This window comes from Phytohabitans aurantiacus (assembly GCF_027923225.1).
Lineage (GTDB): Bacteria > Actinomycetota > Actinomycetes > Mycobacteriales > Micromonosporaceae > Phytohabitans > Phytohabitans aurantiacus.
Genome location: NZ_BSDI01000011.1, coordinates 110,288 through 123,427, shown reverse-complemented (window position 1 = coordinate 123,427; position 13,140 = coordinate 110,288). Strand labels below are relative to the sequence as shown.

Here is a 13,140-nt window from a genome sequence, read left to right as displayed (position 1 = left end):
GCTCGATTTCCTTCCCGGTGTTGCCGCGCGGCACTCATGGCCCGACCTCCCGGAACCCCTTCCAGGCCCACGCGAGCGTGCGGCGTGCGAGCACCGACAGCGCGTGGCTCCGGTACGCCGCGGTGCCGCGCACGTCGTCGATCGGCGACGCTGCCGCGGCGACCAGCTCACCGAAGCGCTGCGCCACCGATGGAGGCACCGGGCCGCGCGCCTCCCAGTCCAGCTCTCTGGAGAGAAACTCCTCGGCCTCCGTTGCCCGCAGCGGCGTCGGCGCCGCCGACCCGATACCGGTGCCGACGCTCCGCGTCTCAAGAGACAGCGACAGCGCGAACGAACACACCGCGATCACCATCGCGTTCCGCGTGCCCACCTTCGCGAACTGCTGCGCCCCGCCCGGCCGTACGAGGAACCCGGCGATCAGCTCGTCAGGCTCCAGCACGCTCCGTTTCGGACCGCGGAAGAACCCATCGACCGGCACCCGCCGCACTCCGCGTACCGACGCCAGCTCCACCAGCGCGCCAGCGGCGAGCAACGGCGGGTGCGCGTCGCCAGCGGGCGATGCCGAGCCGAGGTTGCCGCCGACCGTGCCACGGTTGCGGATCTGCGGCGAGCCGACCGTGCGGGACGCCATCGCCAGGCCGGGTAGCCGGGAGCCGAGCTCCTCGATGATCCGGCGGTACGAGACACCGGCTCCCACCCGCAACAGGTCGCCGTCGGTGCCCCACTCGGTGAGCGGTGCGACCCGGGTCAGGTCGAGAAGCGCGGGTGGGCGGCGGCGGTCGAAGTTCAGCTCCACCATCACGTCGGTGCCGCCGGCGATGGGTACCGCGTCGGGATGCGCCGCCTTGGCCGCCAGCGCCTCGTCCCATGTGGAAGGTCGCAGGAAGTCCATCAGAACGCCCCGTCGACCGGTGACGCGCCGGCACGCAGCACTGAGCCTTCGATCAGCCCGTATGGACGGTCGGCGGCGACGAAGACCTCGTTGGGGTTGTCGAGCCCGAACGGCGACAGGTCGACGAGGAGGTGGTGCTTGTTGGGCAGGGCCAGCCGCACCTCGGCGATCTCGGGCCGCTCCTCCAGCACCCGACGCCCCATCGCGTAGAGGGTCTGCTGGAGCGACAGGCTGTACGTCTCGACGAAAGCGGCAACGAGCGCGGCGCGCACGCCGTCGTAGGAGGCCGCCCAGTCCATAGTGGAAGAGGCGTGCAGCCACCGCGCGGACACCGCCGTCGCCAGCACGCGGTCCTTCGTCTCCGGCAGCGTCGTGTACTCGTCCTTCGCGTACCCCCAGAACTCCGAGTCGGTGGAGTTCAGCAGTACCAGGTCGGTGAGGCCGGAGACCACCCACTCGCCGTCACTGTCCACTGTGACCGCACACGTGCGTGTCTCGCCACCGTCGCGCTGGAAGGAGTGCGGGCCGAGCCGCCGCCACGCGTACTGCTCGATGGACACGCGCGCCCGGCCGATCGACGGTTGCGACGCGACGAAGTGCCGCGCCAGCCGCAGCCCGAACTCCTCCGGCTCACCGATGCCGTACCGCTTCGCGAACGCGTACACGGTGTTCTTCTGGGTGTCGGTCGGGAGTACCGCCGTGTTGTCGCCCGTGAGGTGGGTGCCGGCCAGGTCACCGGCCAGCGCGACACTGACGTTGAGGTCGCGCAGCTCGTGCCGTGCGCCGTCGCGCACCACCCGTACGACGCGCGTCTCCGCCTTGCCGTACTGGTTGGGGCCCAGCACGATACTCATCGTCAACTCCCCCGATAGGTGGTGTAGGCGTACGGGCTGAGCAGGAGCGGCACGTGGTGGTGCCTCCCGGTGTCGGCGACCTGGAAGACCACCGCCACCTCCGGAAAGAACGCATCGGGTCCAAGGTGGACGGCCGTGTCGAACACCAGCCGGTACACGGCCGCCCGCCACTCCCCCTCCGGTACCCAATCGCGCAGCCGCCCGTCGGCGTCGGTCTCGCCCGCGGCGACCGGCGACCAGCTGTCGCCGTCGCGGCGTTCCAGCCTCACCGGCACCCCCCGGGCCGGCGTGCCGGTGGCGTTGTCCAGTACGTGCGTGGAAAGGCTCATGACACGAGCCGCTCCAGCCGCAGCAACGCGATCTTGCGTAGTTCGTTCCGCACCACGCCCCGCTCGGTCTCCTCGTCGTTCGCCAGGCGCTCCCGGGCGGCCGCCAGCATCTCCGCGTCGGTCTTGCCCGTCGCGAAGATCAGGAAGACATGCCCGAAGCGCTCCTCGTACGCCCTGTTCGCCTCCGCGAGCGACTCCTTGGCCGACTCGGCGACGCCGGCCTGCTCGCGGCGCGACCAAGCCGCCTCCCGGTCGTCGCCCGCGGGCCGCTCGCCGATGCGCGGGTGCGCGGCCAGGGCCTGCGCGGCGTCCTCCCAGGTCAGGTGCCGCCCCGCGCGATCACCCGCCGCGCGGAGCGCCAGCACGTCCCGGTACGGCCGGCCAGCGGCGACCTCCCGGGCCCACGCGGGAGCGGCACAGCAGGCGAGCAGCTCGTGTTCCGCGTCGGCTACCGATAGGGCGTTGAACTGCGCGAGTTCCCCCATTGGACGAGTACAACAGTCGGCCGTTACGTCGTAGAAGCGGCGACAACACCGAAACCGATACACGGTCGCCGTATGGTTTTCGTAGGTTCCTCCAAACGGCCCGAAGGATCCGCGATGCTGCTGCACGAGCTGCTCGACCAGCCCCGGCTGAAGCTCGCCCTGCTCACCGGAGACCAGGGCGCCGATCGGCCGGTGAACCGGATATACGTGACAGATCTCCCCGATCCGCGCCGCTATCTGGCCGGCGGCGAGGTGGTGCTGACCGGCCTCATGTGGCGGCGCGAGCCCGGCGACTCGGAGGCGTTCGTCGCGGCGTGCGCAGCCGGCGGGGTCACCGCGATCGGTGCCGGCGACGCGGTTTACGGCTCAGTGCCGCCTGACCTGGTCACCGCGTGCCGGCGCCACGGCGTGCCGCTGTTCGAGGTACCCGTCGAGGTGTCCTTCCGGGAGATCGTCGACCAGGTCAACCAGTCGCTCTGGGCGCACCGCGCGAGCGGCCTCGCCTCGGTACTCGGGCGCCAGCGTGGCCTTATGGCGGCGATGGCCGCGGGTGCCCGCCTGGCCGACCTACTCCCGCCCATGGCCGCCGACCTGGGCGTGGCCTGCTGGATCCTGTCACCGGCCGGGCGGCTGATCGCCGGCACCGCGCCGCTGGGCGCCCCGGCCGCGGCGCTCGCGCGGGCGTTCCTGGCCGCCAGCCGGCTTCCCGCCGTGGTCACCGTCGACGGCCAGCGATACCACCTCGTCGCCGTGCCCGGCCGGCCCGAACACCGCCTGGCATCCTGGTTCCTCGCGTGTCCCGCCGAAGGCGACACGCACCGCCCGCCGGAAGCCCTCGACGAGCTCGCCAGCCTCGCGGTACTCGAACGCACCCAGCTCGACGAGGTCGTCCGCGTCGAACACCGCCTCGCCGACGGCCTCGGCCACCTCCTGGCGACCGGCGCCGAGCCGGCCGACGTGCGGGCCGGGCTGCTGTCGTGCGGCCTCGCTCCCGACGCGACGCTCGTCGCGGTGGTCGCCGACCTGACCGGCCTGCGCGCCCCGCCCGAGCTGGCCCTCGCGGTACTGCAAGAGGCGCTACGCACAGTCACCGACCGCCCCGTGGTGACACCCCTGCCCGAGGCGGGGGTGCTCGCCCTCGTCGCGGCGCCACCGGGCGCCGACATCGCCGCCGCGCTGCGCACGGCGATCGACGCGCTCGCGCCCGGCCTGGGCTCGGGCCAGCTCGCGATCGGCGTCAGCGGTCCGGCAACGGGCCCGTCGACGCTGGCGGGCGCCGTCGAGGAGGCCAGACACGCATACCGGTCCGCCGCCGGCCGCACGGCCGTGGTCGCGTCCAGCGACCTGGCGTCATATCAACTCCTGCTGGCCCGGGTACCGATGGAGGCGCGCGCCGCCTTCCGGGAGCGCCTGCTCGGGCCGCTCTTCGACTACGACCGCGCGCACGACGCCGACCTGGTCAGGACGCTCGGCGACTTCCTGGACTGCGGCGGCTCGTGGACGCGCTGCGCCGAGCGGCTGCACGTACACGTCAACACGCTGCGCTACCGCGTCGGCCGCATCGAGGCCCTGACCGGCAGAGATCTGACAGCGTTCGCCGACCGCGTCGACCTCTTCCTAGCCCTCCACCTGACCCCCTAACAGCCCAACGCAGGCCGCCCGCCGCGCCGCGCGGCGCGCGGCGCGCGGCTCCGCACGGTGGCCGCGCGGCTCGCCGCAGGCGCCTTTTCCGCCGATCAAGGGCGAATGCACGTGGTTGGATCTCTTTTCCGCGTGCCTTTGCCCTTGATCCATGCAGATCTCCTTGATCGACGTCGCTTCGGGGCATGCGCCGCGTCGCCGCGTCGCGGCGACGCGACCCGGCCGCGATCTTGTAGTGGTCATGGCGGAATGCCTGGTTTGGGCCGTGACAACTGCAAGATCGCGGGCGCCCGACGCCCCTCGGGCCTCGCCACGCAGCTCACCAGACCCGCGATCAAGGAAGTCCGGGTGGATCAAGGGCGAATGCACGCGGAAAAGAGATCCAACCACGTGCATTCGCCCTTGATCGGCGGGCAAAGCGGCGCGGGACGCGCAGGCGCGGGCGGGCGCGCGCGGGCGGGCGCCGCTAGGGCGGTGTGTTCACTGTGGTGAAGAAGGCGGTCAGGTCGTCCGCCACCAACTTCGGCTCCTCGGCTGCGGCGAAGTGGCCGCCGCGCGGCATCCGGGTCCAGCGGACCACGTTGTAGAGCCGCTCGGCCCATTCGCGCGGCGCGGCGCCCTCGTCCGAGAAGTTGTTGTCGAAGGCGGCCACCGCGGTCGGTACCCGCACGATGTCGTCCGGACCGAGCGGCGAGGCTGACCACCTGTTGTCGTAATAGTCTCGCATCGAGGTGGTGATGCTGCCGGTCACCCAGTACAGGGTAAGGGTTGTCAGGAGGAAGTCGCGCCCGAAGCGCCCATCCACATCACCGTCCGAATTGGACCACGACCGCCACTTTTCCAGGATCCACCCTGCCAACCCGGCCGGCGAGTCGGTCAGCGCGTACCCGAGCGACTGCGGTTTCGTCGCCTGTACCTCCTTGTAGCCGCCCTCGGCCCGCCACCAACCCGTGTTGTGCGCGACGTACGCACGCTCCTCTTCGGACAGTGGCCGCGATCCCGGCCCGGTGTACGGCGCCACGTCGAGGTTGCTCAGGTGTATCCCCACGAGCGGCGACGGGTCGTCCAGCGCCATGTACGTGGTGACCGCCGATCCGAAGTCCGACCCGTGCGCCCCGTACCGCTCGTATCCGAGCTCCCGCATCAACCGGTGCCACAGCCCCGCGACGTACCGCGTGGTGACGCCGGTGCGCGCCGGCCGCTCCGAGAAGCCGTACCCGGGCAGCGACGGCACCACCACGTCGAAGCCACGTTCGACCAGCATCGGCACCAGCGCCAGCATTTCCAGAAACGTGCTCGGCCAGCCGTGGGTCAGGATGAGCGGCACCCCACCACCACGCCCACGCCCACGCTCGTGTACAAAGTGGAGCGACACGCCGTCGACCACCGTCCGAAAATGGTGAAACCGGTTGAGCTCCCGCTCTCGCGCACGCCAGTCGAAGCCATCCGCCCAGTACGCCACGATGTCGCGCAGGTAGGCGAGGTCGGTGCCCTGCGACCACGGCTCGCCGGGCGCCGCGTCGGGCCAGCGCGTGTGCCGCAGTCGCGCGGCCAGGTCGTCGAGGACCGCGTCGTCGACGTGGATCTGAAAGGGTTCCACCGGCATAGAGTATGACCGTGACCGCCGCTGGACTGCTGCTCGCCGCTGGCGCCGGCCGGCGGTACGGGATGCCGAAGGCCCTGGTCCGCCGCGATGGGCGGCTGCTCGTCGAGCACGCCGCCGCCACCCTCCGCGACGGCGGTTGCGCACCGGTGGTCGTGGTGCTCGGCGCGGCCGCCGACCAGGTCCAGGCCGAGGCCCGTCTGGATCGAGCCGTCGTCAACCCGGACTGGCCGACCGGCATGGGCTCGTCGCTGCGCGCCGGCCTCGCGGCCCTGGCCGCCACCGACGCCGAGGCCGCCGTCGTGCTGCTGGTCGACCAACCCGGAGTCACGGCCGCCGCCGTGCGCAGGCTCGTCGCGCTGTCCGGGCCCGACGTCCTCGCCATGGCCGGGTACGCCGGCCGGCGCGGCCACCCCGTGCTGCTGGGACGGGATCATTGGGCCGGTGTCGCGGGGCTGGCCACCGGCGACGTGGGCGCCCGGCCCTACCTTTCGGCGCACCCGGTGCGGATCGTGCCGTGCGAGGACGTAGCCGACGATCGTGACGTGGACACGCCCGAGGAGCACACTGGGTCTCATGCGTGAGGTCATCGACGACCTGCTTCCGTGGTGGCGCGAGGGCAAGCCGGTGGGCATGGCCACGGTCGTCGCGACGTGGAGCAGCGCGCCGCGCCCGCCGGGCGCGACCATGCTGGTCGGGCCGGACGGCACGGCCGTCGGCAGCGTGTCGGGCGGGTGCGTGGAGGGCGCGGTCTACGAGCTCTGCCAGGAGGCCGTCGCCGGTGGGCCACCGCGCCTTCAGCGGTACGGGGTGAGCGACGACGACGCCTTCTCGGTGGGCCTGACGTGCGGGGGCACCATCGAGCTGTACGTCGAACGGGTCGACCGGGAGACCTTTCCGCAGCTTGCTGACGTGGCCGAGTCGATCGACAAGCAGGTGCCGGTGGGTGTACTCACCTGTGTCGAAGGGCCGGAAGAGCGGCTCGGCCGCCACCTGGTGATCTGGCCGGACCGGCGAGACGGCACCCTCGGCTCGGCACGGCTCGATGACGCCGCCACCGACGACGGGCGCGGGCTGCTCGCCGCCGGGCGTACCGGCGTGCTGCACTACGGCCCGGACGGGCAGCGCCGGGGCGGTGGGCTGAGCGTGCTGGTGCGGTCGTACGCGCCGCGACCCCGGATGATCGTCTTTGGCGCGATCGACTTCGCGGCGGCGGTCGCCCGGATCGGCGCCTTCCTCGGTTACCGCGTGACCGTCTGCGACGCCCGACCGGTCTTCGCTACCCAGCGCCGCTTCCCGGAGGCCGACGAGGTGGTGGTGGCGTGGCCACACAAGTACCTGGCGGCCGAGGCGGAAGCGGGCCGGCTCGACGAGCGCAGCGTCGTCTGCGTGCTCACACACGACCCAAAGTTCGACGTACCGGTGTTGCGGATCGCCCTGGAGATGCCGCTCGCCTACGTCGGCGCGATGGGCTCCCGCCGCACACACGACGACCGCCTCGCGCGGTTGCGTGAGGCCGGTGTCGGCGATGCCGCGCTGGGGCGGCTGTCGTCACCGATCGGGCTCGACCTCGGTGCGCGGACCCCGGAGGAGACCGCCGTGAGCATCGCGGCCGAGATCATCGCGAGTCAGTGGGGCGGTCACGGGCGCCGCCTGACCGAGACAGAGGGCCGCATCCACGGCTAGCCGCGTCTAGCTCTCCTGGAGCACCGCGATGATGTTGCCCGCCGGGTCGGTGAACCAGGCGATACCCGGGCCCATCTCGTCGCGCACGATGCCTTTTTCGTCCTGCTTGAAGCCGTCGTACCGCTCGAAGCGGACGCCCCGTGCCGTAAGAGCGTCGACCGCTTGGTCGATGTCGTCGACGGGGAAATTCAGCACCGTGAAGTTTGCCGGTGCGTGGTTGTCTTTGGGGTAGACCATGATGCGGCTATCGCCGTTTGCCGGGTGCAGGAACACCACCCCGAACTCGCTGTCGCTCACCCGCAGCCCCAGCGTGCCGCCGTAGAACTCCTTGGCCTTGGCCAGGTCGTCGACGGAGAAGCTGCTGAACGCCTTCGTGTCGCCAAACATGGATCTCTCCCTACTGCGCCTGTGGGTCGCTCGGTCGTGCGGCGCTGAAGGGCGACGCCTTCCCTCGCCGCTTCGCTCCTCAGTCCAGACGCCGCCGCGCCAACTCCCTCGCTCCCGGAGGGGTTATGCCACCAATGCCCAGCTTCGCTGATCGGGGGTGACCGGCGCTGGGCGAACGCCGTAAATTTCGTCGACGACGCCCCGGGCCCACCGCATGCGCGGCGCGGCGATCTCGGGGTGGTCGCCATAGGCAGCGGCCACGTCGGCGGCGCAGCCACGGGTGCCGCCATGGGCGCGCACCGCGGAGCGGATCGCGTCGGCGACGTCGGCCGCGGTGGGGCTGCTGCTGGTGGACAGGTGGCTGGTGAACAGCGCTTCCGCGCGAGCGGCGGTGAGCGGGTCAACCTTCGCGATCATCGGACTCATCTCCTTCTTCCTGTGTCGAACGGTTAGACGGCGCAGCGGGTGCGGACTCATCGGTGTCGAACAAAGAAATCACCCTCCTCTTGGGCCGAACGTAACAACGGGGTACGACACAATCGCGGGATGACGGAGACCGATCTCCTCGCCGCGCGACTCGCCGCTAGCGGCTTCACCGACATCGTTTCGCTGGAGCCGGCGGCCGGTGGCGTCGTCGCCCACGCCGGGCTCGCTACCAGGGAAGATGGCACGCGGCTGTTCGCCAAGACCCTCGACGACCCGGGCGCCGACATCTTCGCCGTCGAGGCTGAGGGCCTCCGGGCGCTGGCGGCTGTACCGGGTGTCCACACCCCGGGGGTACGCCTGGCGACGGCCGACCTCCTGGTGCTCGAACCGGTCGAACCGCGCCTCGACACCGCCGAGTTCTGGGCGACACTGGGGCACATGGTGGGGACGCTGCACACCACGACGGGGTCCGAACGGTTCGGCTGGCACCGCGACGGATGGCTCGGGCGGCTGCCGCAGACCAACACGTGGAGCGACGACGGGCACGCGTTCTTCGCCGAGCACCGCCTCCTGCGGTGGTTGACCGAGCCGCTGGTATCGGCCGCGCTCGACGCCGACGACCGCCGCGCGCTGGAGCATCTGTGCGATCGACTGCCGGATCTAGTACCCGATCAGCCCGCCGCCCTCACGCACGGTGACCTGTGGACGGGCAACGTGCTCGCGGACGCCGCGGGTTTGCCCGTGCTGATCGATCCTGCCGTCTCGTACACGTGGCCTGAGGTGGATCTGAGCATGATCTGGTCGTGTGACCGGCCGGCTCCGTCCGAGGCATTCTTCGACGTGTACGAGGAGGTCGCGTGGCCGCATGATGGTTGGCGCGACCGGATGCCGCTGCTTCACTTGCGCGAACTGCTCAGCCAGATCGCGCACGGCGACGGCGAGTGGGGTGCTCTCGATGTGATTCGCAAGACGATCGCGCCGTTCCGGAGGGTGAGGGCATGAGCAGCGACGAGGTGACGCTCACCAATCTCGACCAGCCTCTGTTCGAGGGGTCTGGTGCGACCAAGCGGGATCTTGTCGAGTACCTCGACGCGATGCACGACCGGATCATCCCCGAGCTGCGGGACCGGCCGCTGTCGGTGATCCGGGTACTGCGTGGGCAGAAGCCGTTCATGCAGAAGAACGTGCCCAAGTACACGCCGGAGTGGGTGCGGACGGTGACGATGTGGGCGGAGTCCTCGCACCGCGACGTCTCTTATGCGTTGTGCGACGACCGGCGGACGCTGATGTGGTTCGCGAACCAGCGCGCGATCGAGTATCACCCGGCGCTGATGCGCACCGAGCGGCGAGACCGGCCGACGCACCTGGTGCTCGACCTGGATCCGCCGGAGGGCTCCGGCGATGGCGTTCCCGCGTTCCGGCAGGCGGTGCGGGCGGCGCTGCTGGTCCGGCAGGCGCTGACCGACGTAGGTTTGGCCGGGGCGGTCAAGACGAGCGGCGCCAAGGGCGTACACGTGTTCGTACCGGTGGCGGACACCCCCTTCGACGACGCCGCGGCCGCCACCCGGGCGATCGCGGCGCGCGCCGAGCGGCTCGACCCGGTGCTCGCGACCACGGCGTTCATCCGTGAGGATCGCGGCGGCAAGGTCTTCATCGACTCGACCCGGGCGGGCGGCGCGACGGTGGTGGCGGCGTACAGTCCACGCCTGCGCCCTGGTGTGCCAGTGTCGTTTCCGGTGGCCTGGGACGACGTCGAGTCGGTGGTGCCGGCCGACTTCACGATCCACACGGCGCCGGGGCTGCTGGCGGGCGCCAACCCGTGGGCCGAGCGGCTCCCGTCGCCGCAGCACCTTCCTGAAGCGCTGGTGGCGGAGGGGCACACGATCCCGATCGCCCGAGTGCAGGCCATGCACGAGGGCAAACGCCGAGCCCGAGCCCGCCGCCCCGACCAGTAACGCTCCGCTTTCCCAGCACTCCGCCCGCGGACCCCGCTCTGCGCGCGCGGCCCGCCCTGCGCACGCTCTGCGCGCGGCTCGCTCTGCGCGCGACGTGCTCCGCGTGCGCGGCTCGCTGTGCGCACGCGCCGCGCGGCTCGCTCTGTGTGCGCTGCCCGCGCTTGCCGGGTGCTTGCCGCCGATCAAGGGCGAATGCACGTGGTTGGATCTCTTTCCGCGTGCATTTGCCCTTGATCGCTGAAGATGTCCTTGATCGGCGGCGGCGAGCCAGGGGCGCTGGCTCCGCGTCAAACCCGATCACCGCGGCGGGCCCGGCGCCGCTAGGCGCCGCCACCCGACCGGATCGTCCCGATCCGCGCAACGCGCCGTCCGGCCTCGCGCTTGACTCAACGGCGTTGCTTCCTTGATCGCGGGTCTGGCGCCTCCGGGCGAGGCCCGAGGGGCGTCGGACGCCGCGATCTTGCAGTTGTCACGGCCCAAACCGGGCATTCCGCCATGACAACTGCAAGATCGCGGCGAGGGCTGTCGCCGCGCCTCGGCGTGCGACGCAGCGCACGCCCCGAAGCGACGTCGATCAAGGAGATCTGCATGGATCAAGGGCAAAGACATGCGGAAGAGAGATCCAACCACGTGCATTCGCCCTTGATCGGCGGCAAAGGCGCCGCGCGCGGTGCGGAGCGGCGCCGCGCGCCGACGCAACGTGGGACACATCTGCGGATCGAATGATGTGTCTATGCCCGAGATGAGGTGATCATCCGACGTACCCTGGCGACCATGCTGGTTTGGCCTGGGCGCCGCTATCCATTGGGCGCGACATACGACGGGGTAGGCACAAACTTCGCAATCTACTCAGAGGTGGCTAAAGGCGTAGACCTCTGCCTGTTCGCCCCAGACGGTACGGAGCAGCGGATCGAGCTGACCGAGGTCGACGCGTTCGTCTGGCATGTCTTCCTCACCGGCGTGGAGCCGGGCCAGCGGTACGGCTTCCGCGTGCGCGGGCCCTATGATCCCGGCCGAGGGCTGCGGTGCAACCCCAACAAGCTGCTCCTCGACCCGTACGCCAAAGCGGTCGACGGGGACGTGTCGTGGCACCCGTCGCTGTACGGGTACGACATGGAACACCCGGAGCGCATGTCGGAAGCGGACTCGGGCCCGCACATGCCGAAGGCGGTCGTCGTCAACCCGTACTTCGACTGGGGCAACGACCGCCCGCCCCGGACTCCGTACCACGACACGCTCATCTACGAGGCGCACGTCAAGGGGCTCACCTGGCGGCACCCTGACATCCCCGAGGAGTTGCGCGGCACCTACGCCGCCATCGCGCACCCGGTGATGATCGACCACTTGACCCGGCTCGGTGTCACCGCGATCGAGCTGATGCCGGTGCACCAGTTCGTGCACGATCATCGCCTCGCCGAGCAGGGCAAGCGTAACTACTGGGGCTACAACACCATCGGATACTTCGCGCCCTACCACGGATACTCGGCCATGGGCCACCTCGGGCAGCAGGTGCAGGAGTTCCGCGGCATGGTGCGCGCGCTGCACGCCGCCGGCATCGAGGTGATCCTCGACGTGGTCTACAACCACACCGCCGAGGGCAACCATCTCGGACCGACGCTGGCCTTCAAGGGCATCGACAACGCCGCCTACTACCGGCTGGCCGACAACGCACCGCAGCAGTACCTGGATTACACCGGCTGCGGCAACAGCCTCAACATGCGCGGCCCGCAGACACTGCAGCTCATCATGGACTCGCTGCGGTACTGGGTCGAGGAGATGCACGTCGACGGGTTCCGCTTCGACCTGGCGGCCGCCCTGGCCCGCGAGTTCTACGAGGTCGACCGGCTATCGACGTTTTTCGAGGTGGTGCAGCAGGATCCGGTCGTCAGCCGGGTCAAGCTTATCGCCGAGCCGTGGGACATCGGGCCCGGTGGCTACCAGGTGGGCAACTTCCCTCCACTCTGGACGGAGTGGAACGGCAAGTTCCGCGACACCAGCCGGGACTTCTGGCGCTCCGCGCCGGTACTCGCCGAGTTCGCCAGCCGGATCAGCGGCTCGGCCGACCTGTACCAGGATGATGGGCGCCGGCCATTCCACAGCATCAACTTTGTCACCTGCCACGACGGGTTCACGCTCGCGGATCTGGTGTCCTACAACGATAAGCACAACGAAGCCAACGGCGAGGACAACCGGGACGGCGAAAGCTACAACCGATCGTGGAACTGCGGTGTCGAGGGTCCCACGGACGACGCGAACATTCTCGCGCTGCGCGCCCGGCAACGGCGCAACTTCCTCGCCACGCTCCTGCTCTCGCAAGGCGTGCCGATGCTGAGCCACGGCGACGAGCTTGGCCGCACCCAGCACGGAAACAACAACGGGTACTGCCAGGACAACGAACTGTCCTGGGTGGACTGGGACAATGTGGACGAGCAGATGCTGGAGTTCGTCCGGCGGCTCACCGCGTTCCGGGCTCGGCACAAGGTGTTCCGGCGACGGCGCTTCTTCACCGGCCGCCTCGTCCAGTCGCGCAACGCCGCCACACCCGTCGCCGACATGGAGTGGTTCACACCGGACGGCCGGCAGATGAACGGCACCGACTGGGACAGCGACGTCGGGGCGCTCGCGGTATTCGTCAACGGCGACGGCATCAAGGAGCGTGGCCGGTACGGCGAACGCCAGTGTGACAACTCGTTCCTGCTGTGCTTCAACGGCCACCACGAGCCGGTCGACTTCGTGCTCCCACCGGAGGAGTACGCCGAGAAGTGGCAGACGGTCGTCGACACCGCCGACGCCGGGCCGTCCACACCCGCGATGGTGGGTGCGGGTGCGCGAATCCGCGTGCCTGAGCGCTCATTGCTGGTTCTCGACCGGGCGGTCTGAGG

The 13,140-nt window shown here is 70.3% G+C and carries 13 protein-coding genes; 6 read left to right on the top strand and 7 right to left on the bottom strand.

The annotated features are described in order from the left end of the window. Window positions 1–34: 34 nt before the first annotated feature. From QMG73_RS14265 to uraD, 4 genes are read right to left on the bottom strand one after another with little or no spacing between them, the layout of a single operon-like run. The gene (locus tag QMG73_RS14265) at window positions 35–892 is read right to left on the bottom strand and encodes an FAD binding domain-containing protein (RefSeq protein ID WP_281895571.1); all 858 of its coding nucleotides are present in this window, start codon (window positions 890–892) and stop codon (window positions 35–37) included. Next, window positions 892–1,746, bottom strand: a complete 855-nt coding sequence (gene pucL / locus QMG73_RS14260; RefSeq protein WP_281895568.1) for a factor-independent urate hydroxylase — start codon at window positions 1,744–1,746, stop codon at window positions 892–894. The genes QMG73_RS14265 and pucL overlap by 1 nt, the downstream gene beginning before the upstream one ends. Window positions 1,747–1,748: 2 nt before the next feature. Further along, entirely contained in the window at window positions 1,749–2,075 is a 327-nt protein-coding gene (gene uraH, locus QMG73_RS14255; protein ID WP_281895565.1) for a hydroxyisourate hydrolase, read from the bottom strand. Next, window positions 2,072–2,560, bottom strand: coding sequence for a 2-oxo-4-hydroxy-4-carboxy-5-ureidoimidazoline decarboxylase (uraD, locus tag QMG73_RS14250; RefSeq protein WP_281895562.1), 489 nt, complete (start codon window positions 2,558–2,560; stop codon window positions 2,072–2,074). The genes uraH and uraD overlap by 4 nt, the downstream gene beginning before the upstream one ends. Before the next feature lie 114 nt (window positions 2,561–2,674). Between uraD and QMG73_RS14245 the strand changes: the two genes are divergently transcribed. Next, window positions 2,675–4,201, top strand: coding sequence for a PucR family transcriptional regulator (locus QMG73_RS14245; RefSeq protein WP_281895559.1), 1,527 nt, complete (start codon window positions 2,675–2,677; stop codon window positions 4,199–4,201). Window positions 4,202–4,667: 466 nt separating this feature from the next. On the opposite strand, the gene QMG73_RS14240 is transcribed toward QMG73_RS14245, so the two are convergent. Next, window positions 4,668–5,807 carry an epoxide hydrolase family protein gene (locus tag QMG73_RS14240; RefSeq protein ID WP_407676797.1) on the bottom strand — a complete coding sequence of 380 codons (1,140 nt, stop codon included), beginning with the start codon at window positions 5,805–5,807 and terminating at the stop codon, window positions 4,668–4,670. 5 nt (window positions 5,808–5,812) lie between these two features. On the opposite strand from QMG73_RS14240, the gene QMG73_RS14235 reads away from it, so the two are divergent. Continuing rightward, window positions 5,813–6,388 carry a nucleotidyltransferase family protein gene (locus tag QMG73_RS14235; RefSeq protein WP_407676796.1) on the top strand — a complete coding sequence of 192 codons (576 nt, stop codon included), beginning with the start codon at window positions 5,813–5,815 and terminating at the stop codon, window positions 6,386–6,388. Beyond that, entirely contained in the window at window positions 6,381–7,490 is a 1,110-nt protein-coding gene (locus QMG73_RS14230; RefSeq protein WP_281895550.1) for an XdhC family protein, read from the top strand. The genes QMG73_RS14235 and QMG73_RS14230 overlap by 8 nt, the downstream gene beginning before the upstream one ends. 6 nt (window positions 7,491–7,496) lie before the next feature. On the opposite strand, the gene QMG73_RS14225 is transcribed toward QMG73_RS14230, so the two are convergent. Together QMG73_RS14225 and QMG73_RS14220 are read right to left on the bottom strand one after the other, a co-directional pair. Next, complete coding sequence (locus tag QMG73_RS14225; protein WP_281895547.1) at window positions 7,497–7,877, bottom strand: VOC family protein; 381 nt, start codon at window positions 7,875–7,877, stop codon at window positions 7,497–7,499. Window positions 7,878–8,000: 123 nt separating this feature from the next. Continuing rightward, window positions 8,001–8,294: a hypothetical protein gene (locus QMG73_RS14220; RefSeq protein ID WP_281895544.1), complete on the bottom strand. Its 294-nt coding sequence runs from the start codon at window positions 8,292–8,294 to the stop codon at window positions 8,001–8,003. Between the two features lie 129 nt (window positions 8,295–8,423). Between QMG73_RS14220 and QMG73_RS14215 the strand changes: the two genes are divergently transcribed. The 3 genes from QMG73_RS14215 to glgX all read left to right on the top strand — a co-directional run bounded on the left by QMG73_RS14215 (window position 8,424) and on the right by glgX (window position 13,138). After that, on the top strand, window positions 8,424–9,305 hold the full coding sequence (locus QMG73_RS14215) for a fructosamine kinase family protein (protein WP_281895542.1): 882 nt from the start codon (window positions 8,424–8,426) through the stop codon (window positions 9,303–9,305). Further along, complete coding sequence (locus tag QMG73_RS14210) at window positions 9,302–10,258, top strand: DNA polymerase domain-containing protein (protein ID WP_281895540.1); 957 nt, start codon at window positions 9,302–9,304, stop codon at window positions 10,256–10,258. Before QMG73_RS14215 ends, QMG73_RS14210 begins: the two co-directional genes overlap by 4 nt. A gap of 774 nt (window positions 10,259–11,032) precedes the next feature. Further along, window positions 11,033–13,138, top strand: a complete 2,106-nt coding sequence (gene glgX, locus QMG73_RS14205) for a glycogen debranching protein GlgX (protein WP_281895538.1) — start codon at window positions 11,033–11,035, stop codon at window positions 13,136–13,138. Window positions 13,139–13,140: the final 2 nt, after the last annotated feature.

Coding starts and splice junctions, on each gene's coding strand:
- QMG73_RS14245 (WP_281895559.1), top strand. CDS start 2,675: ATGCTGCTGCACGAGCTGCTCGACCAGCCCCGGCTGAAGCTCGCCCTG.
- QMG73_RS14215 (WP_281895542.1), top strand. CDS start 8,424: ATGACGGAGACCGATCTCCTCGCCGCGCGACTCGCCGCTAGCGGCTTC.
- uraD (WP_281895562.1), bottom strand. CDS start 2,560: ATGGGGGAACTCGCGCAGTTCAACGCCCTATCGGTAGCCGACGCGGAA.
- QMG73_RS14240 (WP_407676797.1), bottom strand. CDS start 5,807: ATGCCGGTGGAACCCTTTCAGATCCACGTCGACGACGCGGTCCTCGAC.
- QMG73_RS14210 (WP_281895540.1), top strand. CDS start 9,302: ATGAGCAGCGACGAGGTGACGCTCACCAATCTCGACCAGCCTCTGTTC.
- glgX (WP_281895538.1), top strand. CDS start 11,033: ATGCTGGTTTGGCCTGGGCGCCGCTATCCATTGGGCGCGACATACGAC.
- QMG73_RS14230 (WP_281895550.1), top strand. CDS start 6,381: ATGCGTGAGGTCATCGACGACCTGCTTCCGTGGTGGCGCGAGGGCAAG.
- QMG73_RS14235 (WP_407676796.1), top strand. CDS start 5,813: ATGACCGTGACCGCCGCTGGACTGCTGCTCGCCGCTGGCGCCGGCCGG.
- pucL (WP_281895568.1), bottom strand. CDS start 1,746: ATGAGTATCGTGCTGGGCCCCAACCAGTACGGCAAGGCGGAGACGCGC.
- QMG73_RS14265 (WP_281895571.1), bottom strand. CDS start 892: ATGGACTTCCTGCGACCTTCCACATGGGACGAGGCGCTGGCGGCCAAG.
- QMG73_RS14225 (WP_281895547.1), bottom strand. CDS start 7,877: ATGTTTGGCGACACGAAGGCGTTCAGCAGCTTCTCCGTCGACGACCTG.
- uraH (WP_281895565.1), bottom strand. CDS start 2,075: ATGAGCCTTTCCACGCACGTACTGGACAACGCCACCGGCACGCCGGCC.
- QMG73_RS14220 (WP_281895544.1), bottom strand. CDS start 8,294: ATGATCGCGAAGGTTGACCCGCTCACCGCCGCTCGCGCGGAAGCGCTG.